The organism is Polaribacter sp. BM10 (assembly GCF_002005425.1).
Lineage (GTDB): Bacteria > Bacteroidota > Bacteroidia > Flavobacteriales > Flavobacteriaceae > Polaribacter > Polaribacter marinaquae.
This window is the reverse complement of sequence record NZ_CP019704.1, coordinates 2,712,668-2,735,226: the sequence shown is the minus strand read 5'-3', so window position 1 is coordinate 2,735,226 and position 22,559 is coordinate 2,712,668. Positions and strand designations below refer to the sequence as shown.

At 28.9% G+C, this 22,559-nt stretch carries 21 protein-coding genes; 6 read left to right on the top strand and 15 right to left on the bottom strand.

All coding sequences use genetic code 11. The features are described from left to right. Positions 1 to 3 precede the first annotated feature (3 nt). The gene (locus tag BXQ17_RS12085; RefSeq protein WP_077810885.1) at positions 4 to 2,754 is read right to left on the bottom strand and encodes a TonB-dependent receptor; all 2,751 of its coding nucleotides are present in this window, start codon (positions 2,752 to 2,754) and stop codon (positions 4 to 6) included. 120 nt (positions 2,755 to 2,874) lie between these two features. Here BXQ17_RS12085 and BXQ17_RS12080 point away from each other — a divergent pair, with 120 nt between their 5' ends. Continuing rightward, positions 2,875 to 3,930: an endonuclease gene (locus tag BXQ17_RS12080; RefSeq protein ID WP_077810884.1), complete on the top strand. Its 1,056-nt coding sequence runs from the start codon at positions 2,875 to 2,877 to the stop codon at positions 3,928 to 3,930. Between the two features lie 87 nt (positions 3,931 to 4,017). Here BXQ17_RS12080 and BXQ17_RS12075 read toward each other — a convergent pair whose 3' ends face one another. Together BXQ17_RS12075 and BXQ17_RS12070 are read right to left on the bottom strand one after the other, a co-directional pair. Then, positions 4,018 to 5,547 carry a ribonuclease E/G gene (locus tag BXQ17_RS12075; protein ID WP_077810883.1) on the bottom strand — a complete coding sequence of 510 codons (1,530 nt, stop codon included), beginning with the start codon at positions 5,545 to 5,547 and terminating at the stop codon, positions 4,018 to 4,020. Between the two features lie 328 nt (positions 5,548 to 5,875). Further along, positions 5,876 to 6,166: an HU family DNA-binding protein gene (locus BXQ17_RS12070; RefSeq protein WP_077810882.1), complete on the bottom strand. Its 291-nt coding sequence runs from the start codon at positions 6,164 to 6,166 to the stop codon at positions 5,876 to 5,878. A 141-nt stretch (positions 6,167 to 6,307) separates the two neighbouring features. Here BXQ17_RS12070 and mutY point away from each other — a divergent pair, with 141 nt between their 5' ends. From mutY to BXQ17_RS12045, 5 genes are all read left to right on the top strand, one after another. After that, complete coding sequence (gene mutY / locus BXQ17_RS12065; RefSeq protein ID WP_077810881.1) at positions 6,308 to 7,351, top strand: A/G-specific adenine glycosylase; 1,044 nt, start codon at positions 6,308 to 6,310, stop codon at positions 7,349 to 7,351. Positions 7,352 to 7,392: 41 nt separating this feature from the next. Next, positions 7,393 to 7,833, top strand: coding sequence for a single-stranded DNA-binding protein (locus BXQ17_RS12060; RefSeq protein WP_077810880.1), 441 nt, complete (start codon positions 7,393 to 7,395; stop codon positions 7,831 to 7,833). A 23-nt stretch (positions 7,834 to 7,856) separates the two neighbouring features. After that, the gene (gldE, locus tag BXQ17_RS12055) at positions 7,857 to 9,185 is read left to right on the top strand and encodes a gliding motility-associated protein GldE (protein WP_187661403.1); all 1,329 of its coding nucleotides are present in this window, start codon (positions 7,857 to 7,859) and stop codon (positions 9,183 to 9,185) included. Further along, a complete protein-coding gene (gene gldD, locus BXQ17_RS12050; protein WP_077810878.1) occupies positions 9,178 to 9,729 on the top strand; it encodes a gliding motility lipoprotein GldD in 552 nt (183 codons plus the stop codon). The genes gldE and gldD overlap by 8 nt, the downstream gene beginning before the upstream one ends. Before the next feature lie 100 nt (positions 9,730 to 9,829). Further along, complete coding sequence (locus tag BXQ17_RS12045; RefSeq protein WP_077810877.1) at positions 9,830 to 11,419, top strand: hypothetical protein; 1,590 nt, start codon at positions 9,830 to 9,832, stop codon at positions 11,417 to 11,419. A 39-nt stretch (positions 11,420 to 11,458) separates the two neighbouring features. Here BXQ17_RS12045 and BXQ17_RS12040 read toward each other — a convergent pair whose 3' ends face one another. From BXQ17_RS12040 to rplU, 12 genes are all read right to left on the bottom strand, one after another. After that, entirely contained in the window at positions 11,459 to 13,228 is a 1,770-nt protein-coding gene (locus BXQ17_RS12040; protein WP_077810876.1) for a DNA mismatch repair protein MutS, read from the bottom strand. Positions 13,229 to 13,237: 9 nt separating this feature from the next. Then, positions 13,238 to 14,317 carry a HesA/MoeB/ThiF family protein gene (locus BXQ17_RS12035; protein ID WP_077810875.1) on the bottom strand — a complete coding sequence of 360 codons (1,080 nt, stop codon included), beginning with the start codon at positions 14,315 to 14,317 and terminating at the stop codon, positions 13,238 to 13,240. Beyond that, positions 14,318 to 15,424 carry an NTP transferase domain-containing protein gene (locus tag BXQ17_RS12030; RefSeq protein WP_077810874.1) on the bottom strand — a complete coding sequence of 369 codons (1,107 nt, stop codon included), beginning with the start codon at positions 15,422 to 15,424 and terminating at the stop codon, positions 14,318 to 14,320. Next, a complete protein-coding gene (gene moaC / locus BXQ17_RS12025; protein ID WP_077810873.1) occupies positions 15,417 to 15,893 on the bottom strand; it encodes a cyclic pyranopterin monophosphate synthase MoaC in 477 nt (158 codons plus the stop codon). The genes BXQ17_RS12030 and moaC overlap by 8 nt, the downstream gene beginning before the upstream one ends. Then, entirely contained in the window at positions 15,893 to 17,125 is a 1,233-nt protein-coding gene (locus BXQ17_RS12020) for a molybdopterin molybdotransferase MoeA (RefSeq protein WP_077810872.1), read from the bottom strand. Before BXQ17_RS12020 ends, moaC begins: the two co-directional genes overlap by 1 nt. Then, complete coding sequence (locus BXQ17_RS12015) at positions 17,122 to 17,679, bottom strand: GRAM domain-containing protein (protein WP_077810871.1); 558 nt, start codon at positions 17,677 to 17,679, stop codon at positions 17,122 to 17,124. The genes BXQ17_RS12020 and BXQ17_RS12015 overlap by 4 nt, the downstream gene beginning before the upstream one ends. A gap of 66 nt (positions 17,680 to 17,745) precedes the next feature. Then, a complete protein-coding gene (gene moaA / locus BXQ17_RS12010; RefSeq protein WP_077810870.1) occupies positions 17,746 to 18,738 on the bottom strand; it encodes a GTP 3',8-cyclase MoaA in 993 nt (330 codons plus the stop codon). Between the two features lie 390 nt (positions 18,739 to 19,128). Then, positions 19,129 to 19,542 carry a DUF6691 family protein gene (locus BXQ17_RS12005; protein WP_077810869.1) on the bottom strand — a complete coding sequence of 138 codons (414 nt, stop codon included), beginning with the start codon at positions 19,540 to 19,542 and terminating at the stop codon, positions 19,129 to 19,131. 85 nt (positions 19,543 to 19,627) lie between these two features. Next, entirely contained in the window at positions 19,628 to 20,185 is a 558-nt protein-coding gene (locus BXQ17_RS12000; RefSeq protein ID WP_077810868.1) for a YeeE/YedE family protein, read from the bottom strand. 62 nt (positions 20,186 to 20,247) lie between these two features. Then, positions 20,248 to 21,480: a 3-deoxy-D-manno-octulosonic acid transferase gene (locus BXQ17_RS11995; RefSeq protein WP_077810867.1), complete on the bottom strand. Its 1,233-nt coding sequence runs from the start codon at positions 21,478 to 21,480 to the stop codon at positions 20,248 to 20,250. A gap of 106 nt (positions 21,481 to 21,586) precedes the next feature. Then, positions 21,587 to 21,847 carry a 50S ribosomal protein L27 gene (rpmA, locus tag BXQ17_RS11990; RefSeq protein WP_015481656.1) on the bottom strand — a complete coding sequence of 87 codons (261 nt, stop codon included), beginning with the start codon at positions 21,845 to 21,847 and terminating at the stop codon, positions 21,587 to 21,589. 40 nt (positions 21,848 to 21,887) lie between these two features. Then, positions 21,888 to 22,547 (bottom strand): 50S ribosomal protein L21, encoded by a 660-nt coding sequence (gene rplU / locus BXQ17_RS11985; RefSeq protein ID WP_077810866.1) that lies wholly within the window; start codon positions 22,545 to 22,547, stop codon positions 21,888 to 21,890. Positions 22,548 to 22,559 lie beyond the last annotated feature (12 nt).

Below are 22,559 nucleotides of genomic sequence, written 5' to 3'. Positions count from 1 at the left end.
TTTTTAGAAACTGATGTTTAGGTTTAAAAAGTAAGTTGTACCTCTACCGTACCAATATTTATTACCAAACACCGGTTTTGCCAAACTTTTGTCTGCTTTTAATTCGTTGTAGTTTGCATTTCTACCTTGTTCGAAACCGCCAGATTTATATTCTTTATTTAATAAGTTATTAATGGTAGCAAATACACTTATGTAGTATTTTTTAATTTTATAAGATTTACCACCAACAATATTTACAACCTTATAACTATCAAACTTTTCTTGTTTTAATAATTCTCTAGCAATTTCTGTGTTATAATTAGAAAAACTTAAACCATCCGAATCTGTATAAAAATTGCTTGTTCTTGTTAACGGAGCAATGTCTACATATGTATTTGAAAAGAAATTGGTTGTGGCACCAACCCACCAATAATCTGGATCTCTATATTCGAAGCCAACAGAATAGGCGTTATGTGGACCTGCTGCAATTTTATAATTTTTAAGATTTGATCTATAATTTTTAGACCTTCCATTTTCATCGAAAATACCAGTATTAGAAATATCTGATGTTAAATATAAATCAGGATTATTATTGTAAACAAAACTACCCACAGAAGCGGCTCCTTTTAATTTTAAAGTCGCTGTAATTTGTGCTTCTAATCCTAATTCTAAACCTATTTGTCTTTTTTCTATTCCTGATAAAATTTCTTGTACAAAAGCTGTGTTATCACCACCTAAGCCATCTGCAAAATAGAACGAAATCTCTGTAGCGTCTTTTATACTTGTAAAATAACCTGTTAATCTTGCTGTAATTACAGGACTCCTTCTAATATAACTTATATCTGTAGTTAAAATTTTTTCACTTTGTAAATCATCAACTAAATTGTTATTTTCTCTTGAGTTAGAAAAAGAGTTTCTTAATGTTGGTGCTTGCGTTATGTAGCCAAAATTAGCATTGATTATATTTCGACCGTTTATTTTATAAGTAGTACCAGATTTAAAACCATAATTTGTGAAATTTAGTTTTTCTGAATTGCCTAAAGAATTGTTTTCAAATCTTCCGTTTTTATAAAGACCTTGTCTGTAACTAGTAGAATTAGAAATTTTTAATGCAGCAAAAAAATCTAACTTATTATATTTAAACTGTGCTTGTAAAAAAGCATTTATAACTGTTGAGTTTAAGTTGAAATTGTATTTAAATTTTTCGCCTACTCCTACAATTCTATCAGGATTTTGTAAATCGTTTTGCATTTGAGCTTTAGAAGCTGCAAAATTATTTACGTCTAAATAACCATTTCCGCCTAACAAATCTATTACTTCAGCAAAGTTTTCAGATTTTAATTGCTTAAACTCTAACTTCGAGTTTACAGAAATGTTATCATTTATTTCTAGATTATAAATACTATTAAAAGTAATTAATTTATCATCATTTCTATCCTCATATAATACATAAGCGGCATTAGAATTTGAGTTTGCAGTAGTAACATTGGCATCAAAAATAGTTATCCAATTTATTTGGCCGTCATCTAAAAAATTTTCTTGAGCAGTATATGCTTCTGCCAAATTATTGGCTCGTAAAAAATAACTTGGTAATTTTTGATAATAAGACGGACTCGGGTTTGCACCACCATTAAAATCGATTCTGCTGTTTCCTATATTACCAAATTGATAAGAAATATTTGTTTGTAAAGACACTTTTTCAGAAATATTCCAAAAATGATTCAGCATTAAAATAGGTTCTGCAACTTCTTTAATTCTCGCATTCAATTTATTTCCATTTAAAAAACCCCAATATTCGTTGTATGCAATACCTTTTAAATCAAAAACTTCTTGTGTATTTGGTGAGGATTTACCTCTTCTATTTGGTGTAAAAATTCCTGTAAAGTTTAAACTATGTGCATCATTAAACTTTTTTTCTATGGATGCAAAAGCTGAATACGCATTGTAAGAAGTACCCTTATTAAACCCTTCTTTACCTACTCTTCTACTTCCAGAAAAAGCAAAAGACCACCCTTTTTTTGAAATCCCAGAGCTGTAAGTTGCCATTAATCTGTGTACATAACTTCTATTAGAAGATGAATATGAAACTCTACTGCCGGGTCTTTGTAATGATGCTCTAGTATCTATATTGGTTGCACCTAAAATTCCGCCAAAAGTAAAATTAGAAGCGGCCAAACCGTTGGTAAATTCTTGATTTCTTAGCACATCATTCAACCCTCCCCAATTGCTCCATTGAGCTCTTCCGTCGTAAATCTTATTCATTTCTACTCCGTTTATTAGAACTTTTCCGTTACCAGAATCTAAACCACGAACTCTAAAAAAAGATGAACTAAACTCAAAAGCAGCAGTTCTTAAAAAAACATCTCTAGAAGATTGCAATAAACCCGCTATATTATCTGCAGAATTAGCATCATCATTTAACTCGTCATCTGTAATTGTAATAATACTTAAGTCTTCTTGTTCTATATCTAACTTATACAGTATAATTTCACCAAGATTGATGTTAGTAGTATTTAAATCAATAGGGAAATTTTGAGTTTCGTAACCCAAAAAAGAGATTTGTAAAAGATGTTTTCCTTTAGGAATATTTTTTAGTTTAAATACTCCATTTTCTGTAGTTTTAGTTTCAATATTTAATTTTTTAATTTTTATTGAAACATTTTCTAAAGGCTCTTTAGAATGGTGACTCATCACAATTCCTTCTAAAATATTTTGAGTAAAAATTTTAGTATAGCACAGTAGAAATACAACTATTAAAATAATAGTTCTATTCATAAGGTTTTCTTTTTCAGTTTTATAGCGCTCTAAATTTAGAGTTTTTTTTCTAAAAAAGAATACTAAATTCTATTTTTCTTTTATTTGAATCTAAATGTTTTATAGATTTGTTTAAAAAAAATGCGAAACTATTTATGTCTTTTCTTACTCTTTATTATTTATACTTCTAATTCTTTTTCTCAGAAAAACAGCAAAAAATATGCTATTAGAACAATTGCTTTTTACAACTTAGAAAATTTATTTGACACGATTAATGATGTTTCTTTAAATGATGAAGCTAGCCCTATAATGGAGTTAAAATTTAATCGATCTAAGGTTTATTGGGATAAAATAGACAAACTTTCGAGCACAATTTCAAAAATTGGTTTCGAAAAATCAAATACAAGTCCGGCAATAATTGGTGTTTCTGAAATAGAAAATTTAAATGTTTTAGAAGATTTAATTAATTCGAAACATTTAAAAGATAAAGACTATGGTATTGTGCATTACGATTCTCCAGACAAAAGAGGTATTGATGTAGCATTATTATATCAAAAAAGATATTTTAAACCTATTTATCATGAAGCATTCAACCCAAATATTTACAAAGAAAACAAGAAGATTTTTACTAGAGATCAGTTACTAGTTTCGGGTTATTTAGATGACGAGCTAATACATGTTATTGTAAATCATTGGCCATCTAGAAGAGGCGGAGAATCTAAAAGCAGACCTTTAAGGGAAAAAGCAGCGTATCAGAATTTAAAAATTATCGAAAAAATAAGATCTGAAAATGAAAATGCTAAGATTTTAACTATGGGAGATTTTAATGATGATCCAATAAATTCTAGTTTCAAAAACGTTCTTAAAACTAAAAGCAGAAAAAAGAATGTGCTAGAAAAAGACATTTATAATCCGTATGAAGATTTATACCGAAGAGGCTTTAATACTTTGGCTTATAGAGATAAGTTAAATCTTTTTGATATGATTCTAATTTCATCTACTCTTTTAAACAAGGATAAAAAAGATTTTTCTAGTTATAAAATGTTTAAAGCTATGATTTTTAACAAGCAATTTTTAAGTCATAAAAAAGGAAAGTTTAAAGGATATCCGTTTCGAAGTTTTTCTAACGGATCTTATACTGGCGGATATTCTGACCATTATCCTGTTTACATGTATTTGATAAAAGAAAAAAACTAAAGTTTATTTTTAAAAACAGAAAAACCCAAAACTAAAGAAGTTTCGGGTTTTTTTTGATAATAAATTATTGCCTTTTACAGCTATTAATTAATCTCTAGGAGATTTAAATTTATAGTGTAAGTATGTGTAAGCATCTCTAGGTATAATAGTAATCCACTTTTTATGTTTTAAATACCATTTAAAACGTATAGAATTTACGCCTTTTAATAAATATGCAGCAATAAAAGGATGCAAGTGTAATTGAATCTTTTTATTCTTTGGATTAGAAATAAACTTTTCTAAATCTGCTTCTATCTTGTCTAGTAAGACAATTGGCGCTTCTACATCTCCGTTTTTGTTTGGGTTGGCTTCGGTAGTTTTTATACTTAACTCTGGTCTTACCCTTTGTCTAGTAATTTGTACCAATCCAAATTTACTTGGAGGTAATATTTTGTGTTTTGTTCTATCTAAAGCCATTTGCTCTTTCAAGTGCTGGTACAGTTTGTTTCTGTTTTCAGCTTTATGCATATCAATAAAATCAACAACTATAATTCCGCCCATATCTCGCAATTGCAATTGACGGGCAATTTCTGTTGCAGAAATTAAATTTACTTCTAATGCAGTATCTTCTTGAGAGCCAGCTTTGTTAGAACGGTTTCCGCTATTTACATCAATAACGTGTAATGCTTCTGTGTGCTCTATAACTAAATAGGCACCTTTACTCATAGAAACTGTTTTACCAAACGATGTTTTAATTTGTCTTTCTATTCCGTATTTTTCGAAAATAGGAGTTTCCGATCTGTGTAACTTCACTATTTTTTCTTTTTCTGGATAAATTTCTTGTAGATATTCTTTAATTTCTACTTTTAGAGTTTCATCATTTGTAACAATACTTGTAAAAGTTTCATTCATAACATCTCTTAATATAGATGATGCTCTGTTTAACTCGCTTAAGATTTTAGTTGGTGTGTTTGTATTTGCTATACTTTTACACATTCTTTTCCAGCGATCTAATGAGTTTTGCAAATCTTTGTCTAGTTCTGCTACTTTTTTACCTTCGGCAACAGTTCTTAAAATAACACCAAACCCTTTTGGTTTAATGCTTTTTGCTAATCTTTTTAATCGTTCTTTTTCTTTTGGGTCTGCTATTTTTTGTGATACAGAAACTCTGTTAGAAAAAGGAACTAACACCAAAAATCTACCTGCTATAGACAACTCAGAACTTAATCTTGGTCCTTTTGTAGAAATTGGTTCTTTTACAATTTGTACCAACAGGTTTTGCCCTGTTTTAAGTACATCATTAATACTACCGTCTTTGTTAATGTCTTCCTCAAATCGGAAGTTTTTTAGAGTGAACTCTTTATACTTACCTGTGCTTACTTTCTTAATGAATGCATTTAATGAGTTTACTTGCGCTCCTAAATCATGATAATGTAAAAACCCATCTTTTGGGTAACCTACATTTACAAAAGAGGCATTTAAACCTGTTAATACTTTTCCTATTTTGGCTAAAAAAATATCGCCAACAGAAAATTTATTACCAGTTGTTTCATTATTTAATTCAATAAGTTTTCCATCTCTTAATAAGGCAAAATCAATATCAGATGAATTCGAACGAATTATTAATTCTGTTTTCATGCTGAATTTGGTTTTAACACTGCACTTAATTGTGCAGATGGATTAATATTGTAAGGTATTTTTAATACCGTGAGAAAATTTACAGCCTTACACAGCTAATAAATTTTCTAATGTCAATGAACTTTTTGTTTGTTTGGTTGATTGTTTTTTTCGTCTAAATAATAAACGAAAAAGTAAGCGAATGCTTACTTTTTCTTGTGTCTATTTGCTCTAGCTCTTTTCTTTCTTTTGTGCGTAGAGATCTTAGCTCTCTTTCTTTTTTTACCACTTGGCATAATGTCTGTTGTTTTATAAACCTTTTTTTATTTAGGTTTAGATTAGTATTTTGTTATTTTACTACTACTTTACTTTTAACTCCTTCTGTAAAAGTTTTAGCTGGTTTAAAAGCTGGTATATTATGTGCAGGAATCTTAATAGTTGTATTCTTAGAAATATTTCTACCAGTCTTTTCTGCTCTTGTTTTGATAATAAAGCTACCAAAACCTCTTAAATAAACGTTATCGCCATTTTCTAATGCACCTTTAACTTCAGTCATAAATGCTTCCACAGTTGCCAAAACATCTGTTTTTTCAATTCCTGATTTATCTGAAATTTTCGATACGATATCTGCTTTCGTCATGTCTCTATTTTTACTATATTTTTATTAATTTACTTTCAAAAATGCGGATGCAAATATATGATAATTAATCAATTCCAAAAAGATAAAGACTTAAATTTATGTGAATTTTAAAATGTAATATTGCAAATCTATTTTTTATTCATGAAATTTTCTAACACATTAATATACTGGTATTTACAAAACAACAGAGAATTGCCTTGGCGCAAAACTAAGAATCCATATTTTATTTGGCTAAGCGAAATCATGCTACAGCAAACAAGAGTTGCGCAAGGTTTGTCTTATTATCTGAAATTTACAAGCAGTTTTCCAACAGTTTTTGATCTTGCAAATGCAGACGAAAGTACCGTTTTAAAAATGTGGCAAGGTTTAGGTTATTACTCTAGAGCAAGAAATTTACATTATTCTGCAAAAGTTATTGCAAATGAATTAAACGGAGAATTCCCTTCTACATATAAAGAGATCATAAAACTAAGAGGAATTGGAGATTATACAGCGTCTGCAATTGCTTCTATTTGCTTTAATGAACCCGCAGCGGTTGTAGATGGTAATGTTTATAGAGTACTTTCTAGATATTACGGCATTAATACACCAATAAATTCAACAAAAGGAATTAAAGAATTTAAAATTTTAGCACAATCTTTAATAGACACAAAGCAACCAGGTACTTTTAACCAAGCAATCATGGATTTTGGTGCTTTGCACTGCAAACCTCAAAATCCGTTATGTGATTCTTGCCCTTTAGCAGACAGTTGTGTCGCTTTCGAAAAAAAACTTACTAAAGAACTACCTATTAAAGAGAAGAAAATTAAAATTAAAAAAAGGTTTTTTAACTTTATGGTTATTAAAACCCAAGACAACAAAACAATTATCGAAGAAAGAAAAAGCAAAGGTATTTGGCAAGGTTTGTATCAATTTCCTTTAATTGAAAGTAATAAAAACCTAAATAAAGAAGATTTAATAGCTACTGATGATTTTAAAAATCTTTTTCCTGATGAAACCACGATATCATTATTTAATCAAAAAGAAATTGTACATAAACTTTCTCATCAGCATTTATATACACAATTCTGGATTGTAGAAACCTACAAACATAAAAACGCAACCACACTTTGGCAAAATATTCAAGATTTTCCTGTACCTATATTAATTGCTAATTTTTTAGAGGCATTCGACATTAAAAAGTAATTGATATTTTTAGTACATTTGATTAGTTAAACAATATTATTATGGCAGCAGGTACAATAAATAAAGTTATACTTATTGGTAATTTAGGTGACGATGTTAAAATGCATTATTTTGATGACAAAAATAGTGTTGGTCGCTTTCCTATTGCAACATCAGAAAGTTATACAAATAAACAAACCGGAGAAAAAGTAACCAATACAGATTGGCACAATATTGTTGTAAGAAATAAGTTAGCAGAAATTTGCGAAAAATACTTATCTAAAGGAGATAAGGTTTATGTAGAAGGAAAGCTTAAAAACAGGCAATGGGAACAAGATGGCGTAAAACGCTACTCTACAGAGGTTCTTGTTTCTGAAATGACGATGTTATCATCTAAGAAAAATTCAGAAAATAACACAATGGCTGCACAACAAAATACGCCAGTACAAAATACACCTAAGCCAATTGCTCAAGAAGAAGAAAATGACGATTTACCATTTTAATTACTAATTAATAACACATAATTTTGGATCCAGATCCCAATCATATATTTATATTTTTTGCATCAATAGACCTTTTTACAACTTTAAATAGCATTGCTTTAATTGCATTACTAATTAGTTCTGCTTTAATTTCTGGCTCTGAAATTGCATTTTTTTCACTTTCTCAAACAGATTTAAACGAACTTTCTAATAACGGTAAAGAAGAAAACATAGTAGTTACATTATTAGAAAAACCAAGAAAGTTATTAGCAACAATTTTAATAACAAATAATTTTATAAATATTTTAATTGTTTTATTATTTGCTTCTCTAGCAGAAACACTTTTTGGCAGTTTTAACTTTACTTTAAATCTTTACCTATTTTCGGTTTCTATTCGTTTTTTACTAGAAATTATTTTAGTAACCTTTTTAATTTTACTTTTTGGTGAAGTTTTACCAAAAGTTTATGCATCTAGAAATGCTTTAGGCTTTTCTAGAAAAATGTCTAAATTTATTAAGTCTGTTAGCTTTTTACTTACACCTTTTAGTATGCCTTTAATTGCTATTACAAAATGGATAGAGAAAAAATTTGGCAGCAAAGCAAGTAATTTTTCTGTAGAAACACTTTCGCAGGCTTTAGAATTAACATCACAAGGTGCAACTAGTAAAGACGAACAAAAGATTTTAGAAGGTATTGTTAACTTTGGTAATACAGAAACGGTTCAGATAATGAAACCAAGAATCGATATTTTTGCAATTTCTGATGATGAGTCTTACGAAGAAGTTTTAAATAAGATTTTGGTAAATGGTTATTCTAGAAACCCTGTTTATAAAGAAAGTATAGACAATATTATTGGTGTTTTATACGCTAAAGACTTGTTAGCACATTTAAATAAGAAGTCATTTAAATGGCAAAATCTACTAAGAGAACCATTTTTTGTACCAGAAAATAAAAAGTTAGACGATTTACTTAGCGATTTTAGAGCAAAGAAAAATCATCTAGCCATTGTTGTAGATGAGTACGGTGGCACAAGTGGTTTAGTAACTTTAGAAGATGTTATAGAAGAAATTGTTGGCGATATTAATGATGAATTTGATGACGATGATTTATCATATTCTAAAATAGACGATAATAATTACATTTTCGAAGGCAAAACTTCTATAAAAGATTTTTGCAAAGTTTTAGATGATGAAGACGAAGAAATTTTTGAAGAAGAGAAAGGAGAAAGTGAAACCTTGGCTGGTTTTATTTTAGAGATTTCTGGCAAGTTTCCTAAAAAAGGAGAAAAAATAGTTTTTAAAAATTATACTTTTACCATAGAAGCGCTCGATAAAAAAAGAATTAAACAAGTAAAAGCTACAAGAAATGCGTAATGTTTTATTATTACTTTTAATAACAACTTTTCTTTCTTGTAAAGAAGATGTGTTGCCAAAACCTAAAGCTTATCTTAGTCTAAAATACCCACAAAAAGAGTATAAAACTTTAGATCTTAAAAGACCATATACCTTTAACGTTTTAAAACACGCTAAAATAATTAACGAAAAAAACAATTGGATTACTATTAAATATCCAAAGTTAAAAGCATCAATAGACATCACATATAGACCTGTTAATAATAACATACAAGAACTATTAACCGAAGCAGAAAAACTAGTCTTTAAACACACTACAAAAGCAGAACAAATTATACCCAAAGACTTTTTAAACGACACAAAAAAAGTATACGGTAGCATGTACGAAATTACTGGTAATGCAGCATCTAACATACAGTTTCATGTTACAGATAGTACAAAAAACTTCTTAAAAGGTTCTTTATATTTTTACGCAAAACCAAACTATGATTCTATTTTGCCTGCAGTAGATTATGTAAAAGAAGATATTTTACACTTAATAGAAACTTTAGAGTGGCAAAATTAAATTTCAAGTAAATTTACCTAATTTATAAAACAGCCATAACAACGCTAATTTTCTAAAAGACTTTTTCGGTTATTTGACAAACTAACCAAACTTATCTATCATGAAAATTAATTTATCAAAAATTTTTGGTGCTTTATTACTGATTTTCTTATTCAATTCTTGCAAAGAAAAAGTTTCTAATACTGTTTTTCCAGAATATGTTTTAAAAATTACAAAAGCAAAAAACACAAATGCACCTGCATTGCAATCTTTTACACATGCCGAATCTTTAGATGGTAAAGAATGGCTTTTGTTTGCAGGTAGAACAAACTCTTTAGACTCTTTAAACGGCGGAATTCATAATTTAAACGGAAATTATGCCGGTTCTTCTTTTACAAAATCTTCTTACAACGATGTTATTTATGTTTATAATCCTGCAAAAGATGAAATTTCTGGTAGCTTAACAATTACTGATTTCATTTCTGTAATTCAAAATAAATACAACTCAATTAGAGATGGTGTTCCTGCACAATCAAATCCACTGTATCAATTATTACAAACAGTAAAAGAAAACTCAACCATCTTTAAAAACTCAAATGCTTTGGTAAAACAAGATGGAAATTACATATACACACTTGGCGGTTATGGACCTGCAGATTTTTCTGATCTTAAAAAAGGTTTTACAACTTACAATCATGTTGCCAAAATAAATGTTAGTAATCTAATAAAACTAGTAAAAGAAAAAAAATTAAGCGAAAATGAGTGGGCAGATTTACTAAGAGTTGGTAAAAATGAGACATTAGTTAGTACAGGTGGCGAATTGTATATTCTAAATGATGTTCTATATCTTTCTTTAGGCCATAGTTTTGGAAATAGTGCTTCAAAATTTTCTAATGATCAAAAATATGTAGATGCAGTTTATCCTTTCACTTTAACTAATAATAGTGAAAACATAACTACTTTAGACATTAAGGTAAAAGAACCAATATCAGATATTAGTGATCCAACTAGTAACGCTTCAGACAATGTTTCAGTTTTTAGAAGAAGAGATGGGCCAATTTTACCATCACTATATAAAAATCCTGATAATAAATCAATAGAAAAAAGCATTGCTATTTATGCCGGAGTTTTTAAACCAGGAGAAATTTTAGAAGCATGGAATGATGCAATTTATGTGCATCCTAATTGGGCAAATAATAACAGTAAATTATACACCTATGATACTACTTACAATCAAAAAAACTTTAATGTTTATTCTTGTCCGAGTGTAGTTTTATTTGATACTAATAAAAATTATTTACACTCTTTTTTAATTGGCGGAATTGGTGATGGCAAACGAGCTCCTAAACATCATTTATCTGGATTTACAAATTCTAGTGTTCAGATTTCTATGGATATTAGCAGTTTACCCTTAAAAAGCACTCCAAAAACGCTTGACTATAATGTTTTTACAGACCAAGATGAAAATTCGGCTCCATTTTATGGCGCAGAAGCAATTATGTTTCCTAATAGAAAAATAACTTACAGTAAATATTCTGATGAAATTATAGACGTTGCAAAGAGTTTTTCTTCGGATAAAAAAACAATTGAAGTTGGCTATATATTTGGCGGAATAGAAGCTTTTGAATCGAATCCAGGGACTTATGGTGCAAATAAATCGCAAGCATCTAACAAAATCTGGAAAGTAGAAATCACAAAAAACAGTATTTAAAAAAACTAAAAAAAGGTAGCTTAATTAAGCTATCTTTTTTTAAATTATTTCCATTTTTTGCAACAAGAAAGAGGCGTTCATATTTTTACATATTCCGTCTTTTAAAGTATAATCAAAATGCAACTCATTATTTACTATTTCTGCATCAAAGTAATAGTTTTTTATATCTTTAAATTCATTTTCTAATGCACATAAACTTACATCATGCGTTGCAATTATTCCTGTAGATTTAGATTTCGATAATTTTTCTACAAACTTTTTAGACCCAATTGCCTTGTCTTTACTATTCGTTCCTTTTAAAATTTCGTCTAAAATGATAAAATAATCTTCATTTTCAATTTGATTTACTATAAATTTTAATCGCTTTAATTCAGAATAAAAATAAGACTCATCTTCTGTTAAAGAATCTGTGGTACGCATACTAGTAATAAGCTTAATTGGTGCATATTTATAACTTTTAGCACAAACAGGTAAACCACAATTTGCCATAACAATACTTAAAGAAACAGTTCTTAAAAAAGTACTTTTACCTGCCATATTTGCACCAGTAACAATAAAAAAGGCTTCTTTTTTTATTGAAAAATTATTGTCAACCCTTTTTGAAGCATTTAACAAAGGATGCCCTAAATTTTCACCATCGATTACATTCTGATGAGAGACTATTTCTGGAAAAACAAAGTTAGGTTTGTTAAAAGTAAAGTTGGCTAAAGAATTTTTAGCATCAAAAAAAGCAACCACTTCAAACCATTTTTCAACAACATGTTTATAGTTAGAAATCCATTTTTCTACTTTGCATGCATTGTAAATTTCAGTTAAAAATAAACCGTTACCTACTACAGCAATTAAAATATTATTTCTTTGATCGAACGCATCTAAAATTCTTGCAAATTCTTTAAATATTTTTGATGCTTTTTTTGATTCAGAATTAATAATCGTTTGTTTTTTTACTAATATTTCTGAATCAAATTTTTCATTTTCTATCTCATTTAATAAAACATGATATTGCTTAAAGGTTTCTCTAACTTTATCGGTTTCAGAATATAGATTACTGGTTTTTTTTAAAAATCTACCTGTTATAAAAAGACCTGTAAAAAACCAAAATATTAAATAAGAAAAGGGTAAAAATCCGAATGAAATTAAACCAATAAGTGCTATAGAAATCAAAGAAAACACTACCTGAACTTTCGATAAAAACTTAGGAAAAACACTTTTATAATTAGAAAACCACGATACTATAAAATTTGAATTTGTTTTAACAGAAACTAAACTTGCCAAAGCAGCAAAATTCTGTCTCCAAATAGCTTTTTCAGACAATTCTTTAATTGCTTTTTGCTTACTTTCTATAAAAGTTGTTGCATTTTCTGATAATAACTTGGCTAAGAAATATTTACCATCTATTGTTTTGGTTCTGTTTATATTCTGAAAAAAAGAACCTGTACCAAACAAATCGATGTCGTTACTATAAAAATGTGTAGGATTTATAAATTCTTCGCCTGTTTCTAAATGATAAAACTCTCCATTTGCTACACTAATTTCATCTTTATTTATAGCTATTTTGGCATTTATAATTGCTCTTTTTCGTTTTAAATCTATGTGTTTAACTACTAAAATGCTAAATAAAACTGCACCTAAAAAACCAACAATAAAAATATCTGGATAAGCGCCCAAAGTTAGATATATTAAAAGGCAAGTTCCTATAAAAACAGCAAATCTAAAAACACTTAAGTTGATAGATTTTCTTTTTAAACTAGCTGCATCGTTTTCTAATTCTTTTTTTTTATTTGTATAAAAATCTAGTACTTTACTCATTAATAATATTTATTTGTAAGAAGAAATTCCGCCAGTTAAACTTAAAACTTCTAAATCTGGATACTCTTTTTTTAATCTTTTAGTAGCTCGATAACTGTTTAAACCACGTTGACAAACCATAACATACGTTTTATTTTTATCAACCTTAATTTCTGATGCTTTAAATTTATTAATATGAATCGTTTGCTGCACTTTAAACGGTAATTTCAAATTATTTAAAACTGCAATAATTTCTATATTCTCATCGCCCAATCTATTTTTTAATTGTTCTGGTGTTATTTGCCAATCTAAATTCTGGCCTGAACAAGCGGCATCAACATACGTTTGAACCTTAAATAATTTTGTAATTTTATCTTTTAAAACCGATGTTTTTAGCTTCATTTTTAATTGTGTGTTTTGCAACGAATTGTAAATTAACAATTCATTTATTAACGGTTTTCCTATGCCAGTTATCAATTTTAAAACCTCATTAACTTGCGCAATCGCAATAATACCAACAATAGCATTTAAAGTACCTGCTTCTTCACAATTAGGTATATCTGTTGCCATTTTTGGAAAAGCATCTCTTAAATTGGCAGAATAACTACCGTCTTTTTGCTGTACATTAAACGTAGCCACATAACCATCAAACTTATATAAAGAACCATAAACCAAAGGCTTACTTTTAATTACACAAGCATCGTTTATTAAATATTTGGTAGGTAAAGAATCTGTACCATCAATAACAACATCTACGTTTTCTATCAGTTCTAAAACGTTATTTTTTGTAATTGGTTTGTTTGTAAAACTTACCTCTGTAAATGGCGCTCTTTTTTTTATAAATTCTGATAACACTGCGGCTTTCGATTTTCCTAAATCTTCTAAACTATAAAAAACTTGGCGATGTAAATTTGTAACATCAACGGTATCAAAATCAACTAAATGCAATTTCCCAATTCCGCTTGATGCTAAATACACCGCAATCGGACTTCCTAAACCACCGCAACCAACTACTAAAACAGAAGTTTTTTGCAATTTTTCTTGCCCAACTTCACCAATTTCTGCTAAGGTAATTTGGCGTTTAAAAAATTGATTTTTATCTATTTTCATTTATGAACTAATCTCTTCTTTAGCTGCTCTATATTCTTCTGGTGTATTTACATTTCTGATGAAATTATCATCAATTTCTACAATTTCAACATCAGAATTAATTAACATTTTTCTAGGACAAGAATATCCTTGCGCTAAATATTGTAATAATAATGGATATGCTTTTGGCTCGTAAATAGTAATTAATGGCTCTGGAAAATCTTTATTTTTCCCTTTAATTGCCGTGGCAACTTTAGACGGATTTCTACGTTCTAAAACTAATTTTATAATACTTTCATCTACAAAAGGAAGATCTGTTGCTAAAACAAACCAAGCTGAATTTGGATCTTTCTGAAAAGCAGAACAAATTCCGCCAAAAGGACCTAAATCGATAAATTTATCTGCTATTTCACTTTCATCTTCTGCTTTTTGAACAGAATAAAAAGTCTCTAAATTATTAATTTCTAAAAGTGTTTTTACCACTTCTTTTTGAGGTTTTCCAAAATAATTGAGTTCAGATTTATCTTTACCCATTCTTGTGCTTTTACCGCCAACTAAAACCAACCCTTTTATTGGTGCTATTTTCTCTTGAATTAAATTGTTTATGTGATTTGAAATCGCATCGATTTCATCAATCGAATAACATATTTTATTTTTGATATTTGGGTATTTTTCAACTAAAAAATCAAAAAATTCGGTCTCAGAATTCAGTTTTATAATAAATTGTATATTATCTAATTGCGACAACCTTTTTAATACAGAAGCTTCTTTAGCTTCGTCTAAAATTAAAATTTGTTTGGCTCCTTGGTAATGATTTCCGTTGATAAAAACATAATCAAACTGTGCAAAATCTAATCGTTGTTGAAACTTATTTACGCTTCCTGATGTTGTAATTTGTAAATTTCCTTCGTGATGAAAAACGTATTCAGATAATTTATTTTTTGCTACATTTTTTGCATGTGAAGCATCAAAATATGCTAATTTATATTTGCTTAATTTTTGAGAAACTTTTGATACTAAATCAGAAATATTGTTACAATTTGTTCCTAGAATTGCAATTTCATTGGGTGCAAAATTATCGTTGTTTCTTCTTACTAAATTGGTGTGTTTTTGGTGTTTTTTAGCCATTTTTAATATCAGATTTTCCGCCTGTTTTTTCTAATAATTTCACTTCTTTAATTACCATTTTCTGACTGATGCTTTTACACATATCATAAATAGTTAAACACGTAATATTTACCCCGGTCAAAGCCTCCATTTCGACACCTGTTTTACCTGTAATTGTCACTTTACACAACACTTCTATATTTTCTGAATCTACAATTTCAACATCTACATCGACTCCGTTAATTAACAAAGGATGACACATTGGAATTAAATCAGAAGTCTTCTTTACACCCTGAATTCCAGCAATAATTGCAGTTTGAAAAACAGGTCCTTTTTTGGTAACTAACTCATCATTTGCAAAGTGATCAATTACTTCTTTTCCTAAAAACATGGTTGCTTTTGCAATTGCTGTTCTTTTGGTAATTTTCTTATCAGAAACATTTACCATTTTAGGGTTATTTTTTTCGTTTAAATGACTAAAATCACTCATTATCTATATCTGATTATTGGGAAATTTTCACCATGTTTAAAAAGTATTTTTTCCGTTTTTGGTAATTGAATAAAAGCATCTGCATTAACCAAACTTGCTAAATCTCCAGAACCATTTCCTTTTACCGGAAAAGCTACTAAGTGTCCAAATTTACTTTTTAATTTTACTTGTAAAAAAAACTCTAAATTGGGTTTAAATGATACATTTTCACCTAAAATTGCAGTTTCTTCTTCTATTTCTAATCCTGTAGATTTATAATACCACGGATAAAAATACGCTAAACAATTTACAAAAGTAGAAATTGGATTTCCCGGAAACCCGAACACAATTGTGTTCTTTTGGTATTTATCATCTGTATGTTTATCAGAACTCAAATTCTTTTTTTGCCCAAACCAAAAAGGTTTTCCTGGTCTTTGTGCTACTTTATGAAATAGTTTTTCTACTCCTAATTCGTCAAAAACTTCTGGTAAAAAATCAAATTTTCCTTTACTAACTGCTCCACTAAAAAGTAGTACATCATATTCTTTTAAAAAGTTTTTTATTTTTTCTTTTAAAATAGGTTTATCATCTGTAATATGAGCAGTTTCGGAAGAAATATGTAATCTTTCTAGCAAAGAAACCAATGTAAAAACATTACTTCTTCTAATTTGGTGTTCTAACGGAATTTCATTTACGCCAACCAATTCATCACCTGTAGAAACTATCATTACTTTGGGTAGTTTTGCAACTTTTACTGTTGCCTTACCAACAGTTGCTAAAATACCAATTTCTGAAGCAGAAATAATTTTGTTTTCTGTAATTAATACATCGCCAACTTTACCATCTTTACCTTTTGTATGCACATTCTGACAATCATTTATATTATTAATATTGATTGTTGCAATTCCGTTTTTAAGTGTAACATCTTCATAACGAATTACTGTATTTGCATTGTTTGGTAAAACAGCGCCAGTCATAACTTCAATACAATTTTCTTTGTTTTGAAGCGTCATTTGTTCACTTCCCGCAGCTTGTATTCCTTCTACTTTAAAATCTCTTTGTCCGTTTTTAAATGCGTTAAAATCGATACAAATTCCATCCATAGAAACTCTATTAAATGGCGGAAAGTCTCTATCTGCAAGAATATTTTCTTTTAAAACTCTACCTACAGATTTTAGAAACGGAACTTCTTCTACTCCGAAGTTATAGGCTGAATTTAAAATTATATCCTTTGCATCTTTAACTGAAATCATACGTTTAATTTATCTAGAATATTTTTTAATTCAACATCTCTGTTATTCACAACAAAGCAATACACTTTGCCTTCTTTAGTTGTTACTTTAATTCCGTTATTTATTAATTTCATAGTTTTTCTTTTTGTAACAGAAACTATGTCATTATAATCAATATTTGTCTGTCCTTTTTGGATATTTAAAGAATGGCTTTTAAAAATCAATCTTTGATTCGTTAAAAATATTTTACCTCCAACCCCTTCAAATCCTCTAAATAAGTTTGCAAAAATTTCATCTTCTGTATTCTCATTATCAAGCAAATCAGGGATAATATTTTTAATTTTATTTCCAAGCATTTTATTCATTACCCAAGGAAACAAGAGCACAAACAAAATTCCAAATAAAAGTCCTTGAATAATTGCACTAATTATACTTAGGCTATTGTTTAAGAAATAAATTGATGTACCATATGCAAGAGAAGTTAAAAATATCCCGAAAATCTTCTGTTTCCAGGTTAAATCTAACTTAAATTCTTTCTTAGAATATTGTTTTTTGTGACTAATATTATTTTCCATAATTATTTTTTTTATCTTAATAAACTAGAATATGCAATTATATATAATGAGTTAAAAAATTAACCATTACCCACCAATTGTGCTCATACTTTCAGAAGCACCACCGTTTTTTCTATTTGATTCTGCAATAAAACCATTTTCTGGTTTGTCTTTTACTAATCTTAAAAAAAGTTCTTTTAAATCTTCATTCGATGCTCCTTTTCTAATAAAATCTCTTAAATTAAAAACGCCATCATCAAACAAGCAGTTTTTAAAAGTTCCGGTACTTGTAATTCTAATTCTATTACAATCGTTACAAATAGTTCTTGTAAATGCAGGTATAATTCCGAAAGTTCCTAAGTGGTTTTCTACTTTATAATTTCTAGAGGTTGATGATTTCTCGGACTGAATTTCATCCACAGAAAACTCGGTTTTAACTTCATTTAAAATTTTAGAAAACGTCCAGTTTTCTTGCATATCTCTTTGCCCTTTTCCGTTAAAAGGCATTTCTTCTATAAAACGAACGGCAACATTTTTGTCTTTTGTTAATCTTACAAAATCTACAATTTCATCAGTATTAAAACCAGATTGTACAACTACATTTAGTTTTAAATTTAAACTGCTTTTTTCTAGTAATTCAAAAGTTTTATAAACCTCAGGAAAAACATCTCTTCTAGTAATTTTGGCAAACTTGTCTCTTTGTAAACTATCGATACTTAAATTGATATTCTTTACTTTTTTAAGTTTTTCAATTTTATCAATATGTTGTGAAATTAATGCACCATTTGTTGTAATATTTATAGCATCTAACAGATCGTTATAAGACAACATTTCTAAAAAACCAACAAAATCTTTACGCACAAAAGGTTCGCCACCAGTTAAACGTACTTTATTAACGCCTAATTCTGTTAAAACGCGAATTAAACGATACATTTCTTTAAAGGTTAAAAGCTCTTGTCTTGGCACAATGTCTATACCATGAGCAGGCATACAATATTGACAGCGTAAATTACAACGGTCGGTTACTGCTAACCGAACATATTCCATTTGTCGCCCAAAATTGTCTACAAGTTTACTCATTAAAAGATTTTAAATCTGGTTGTAAAATTTGTTGTTTTGCTTCTATTAATCTAAAAATATTACCAGAATAAAACGAGGTAATAATTTCTTTAAAATTAGTTTTTAATTTTGATAATTCCTTTATAAAATCTTGAAAATCATAAGCATCAGAATCTTAAATAAAATTATGCATTATTTCTATAGAAGCATAAGTAACTGTTGCATTGTATTTATCTGCAAAAGCTTTTAATTGTTCACTATATTTTTTAAAAGCAATTTCTTTACCATATTTTGTAATATAAATCCAAGCTAATCGTAAATGTGCCTCGTGCGTAAACCATAGAGGTTTAAAAGTATTATTGGTAAATTTTGTTTCAAATTCTGTATTAGAAATTTTCCAATAACGTTATATTAATTTGGTAGTTTTTTACTTAGCATACCATAAATTAAGGTACCTAATAAAGCGCCAACCAATAAGATTAATGCAGGCATCAATTTAAACCCAAGAATAACAAAAATTGGGGCTGCACAAGCACCAGAAATACCCCAACCTAAACCAAAAAATGTTCCTCCTAAAATTGTTCTTACAAAACCTTTTTTCTTTGGTTTTGGTACTATTTTATTACCGTTTATATCTTTAATTTTTCCGCTTTTAAATAACTGCATAAAAATTGCAGAAATTACTACAGCACCGCCAATAATACCATACATGTGAAAAGATTGAAATTTAAACATTTCGTAAAAGCGAAACCAAGAGATTGCTTGAGTCTTACTTAGCACAATTGCAAAAAAGATTCCTAATATTAAAAATTTGATGTTTTTCATTTAATTATATTTTTATAACTTTTGATTTGCTTCTTGACTGAACACAAAAAGACAAATTGAATTTTATTTATTGTTGATGTATCTACTAAAACAATAAAGGTATTACAAACCAAGTTGCTATTATTCCGCCAATAAAAAAGCCTATAACCGCTAATAAAGAAGGCAATTGTAGGCTACTTAAACCTGTAATTGCGTGGCCAGAAGTACATCCGCCGGCATATCGCGTACCAAAACCTACAAATACACCAGAAATTAATAATATTAAAAAACCTTTTAGAGAAAAAACAGCAGCATCACCAAAAATTTCATCAGGAAAATATTGATCACCAATATTAGAAAAACCTAGCTCACTTAACTCGGTTACAGTTTTTGGGTTTAAATCTATTGTTTGGTTTGGTGTTAAAAAATATGCCGATATAAAACCACCAATAATTAAACCAACTACAAATAGCAATGCAAAATCTCTATCTTTCCAATCTTTTTTAAAATAATCAGAAAATTTATCTGCACCAGCCATTGTACATAAGGTTTCAAAATTAGTAGAAGCACCAAAGTTTTGACCGAAATAAAAATACAAAAGCAACGAAATTGCAATTAACGGCCCGCCAACATACCAAGCCCAAGGTTGTAAAATAATATCCATAATTAATCTATTTTTATTTATTCTATATTTTATCCAAAGAGATAAAAACAAATAAACTCTTATTAAATTTTATTGTTTAAATAATTTATAATTTGTTGTGTTGCACCAAGGTTGTCTTTTATATACCTCTTATTGATAACACCAGTTAAATTTCTAAAACTTTCATCTTCTTTTAATTTTAACAAAGATTCTGTGAATTCTTTCTGATTATTTATTGACAAACAACCACCTATTTTAACCAAATCTACTGCTTCTTTAAATTTGTCGTATTTATTTCCAATAACTACAGGAATTCCAAAAGTTGCCGGTTCTAAAATATTATGCAAGCCAGTCTTTAAACCTCCGCCAACATAAGCAACGTTTGCATTTGCGTAAATTTTAGTTAAAATACCAATTGTATCGATAATAAAAACTTGATATTCTGAAAGATTTTTATCTGATCTATTAGAAAATAATACTGTTTTTTTATTGATTGATTTTTGCAATTCTAAAACTGCATCTGCTTTAATATTGTGTGGTGCAATGATAAAATTTTCATCTTCTTCTGCATTATTGTTGATATAGTTTACCAATAAACTTTCGTCTTCTTGCCAAGTACTTCCTGCAACAATTGTATATTTTCCATTTTTAAATTCAGTTATAAAATCTAAGGAATTGTCTTGTTCTAAAATTTTTGAAACTCTATCAAAACGTGTATCACCAGCAACGGTTACATTGTTAAAATCAATTGAATTTAGTAATTTTTTAGATTCTTGATTTTGCACAAAAAAATGATGAAAAGCCTTTAAAGACTCTCTCATAAAACCTCCGTAACTTTTAAAAAATAATTGTTTTTCTCTTAAAATACCAGAAACTAAAATTGTAGAAATTTCTTTTGATTTTAACTCATTTAGAATATTTGGCCAAAATTCATACTTTATAAAGATTGCCATTTTGGGGTTTACAATTTCTATAAACTTTTTAGCGTTTGACTTTGTATCTAAAGGAAGGTAACAAACAACATCTGCCAGCTTGTAATTTTTTCTTATTTCATAACCCGACGGCGAAAAAAAAGTGACTAATATTTTGTAATTATTATTACCTTTTTTTAACTTTTCTATAATAGGTCTAGCTTGTTCAAACTCGCCTAATGAAGCTGCATGAAACCAAATTGTTTGTTTATTCTTTAGAACTTCAATTTTAGAAAAGGTTTCTTTTCTTCCATTTATAAAAAGCCTAATTTTTTTATTAAAAAGACCAATTATTGGCAGTAAAATAGTTGCTTTAAAAAGTGCTAAATTGTATAGAAATTTCATGAGCGTAAAAATACAAAATACAAACAAGTTCATTAACAACCGTAAGCACAAAAAAAGCTCAAACAAATTAATGTTTGAGCTTTTATGCTTTTTGATATCTTAAATCTTAAGCTTCAAATGGAGTTACAGATACGTAAGATCTATTATCTCTTTTCTTTTGAAATTCTACAATTCCATCAACCTTTGCATGTAAAGTATGATCTTTACCCATGTAAACGTTTTCTCCTGGATTGTGCGTAGTACCTCTTTGACGAACAATAATGTTACCTGCAATTGCAGCTTGTCCTCCAAATATTTTTACTCCTAGTCGTTTCGATTCTGATTCTCTACCATTCTTCGAACTACCTACACCTTTTTTATGTGCCATGTTATTGAGTTTTTATAGGTTAAAGTTAAACTATAAGGATTTATTTTTCAATACCTCCGTCTAATCTATCTTGTAATTCTTTTAATTCATCCCATTTACCTTCTGCAGCTAAACCAGCTTGTTTTGGCCAAGTATCAGTCACAATGTGAGATAATCTTGAACTTGCTTCAGATAAAATTTCACTTAATTTAGATGCTTCAGTTTTAGCTACTTTTGCAAAAGTATCTAAACCTGCGTTTACTAAAGCTTCAGCAGCTTTAGGTCCTGCACCTTCAATTTTCTTTAAGTCATCTCCTTTAGAAGATTTCTTTGGAGCCGCTTTTTTAGCTTCTGCCTTTGGAGCAGCCGCTTTTTTAGTTGCAGCTTTCTTAGTTGCTTTTTTAGCACCAGAAGCAGCAATAGATTCAATTTGGATCTCTGTTAAAGCTTGTCTATGTCCATTTTTCTTTTGGTAACCTTTTCTTCTTTTCTTCTTGAAAACGATTACTTTATCACCTTTTAAGTGACTTAAAATTTTGGCCGTTACTGCGGCTCCTTCTATAGCTGGGGCGCCAATCGATACACTTCCATTGTCATCTAGTAAAAGAACATTATCAAAACTTACTTCTGATCCTTCTTCTCCTTGTAAACGGTGAACGTATACTTTTTGGTCTTTTGCTACTTTAAACTGCTGCCCTGCTATCTCTACGATTGCGTACATACTATTTGTTTT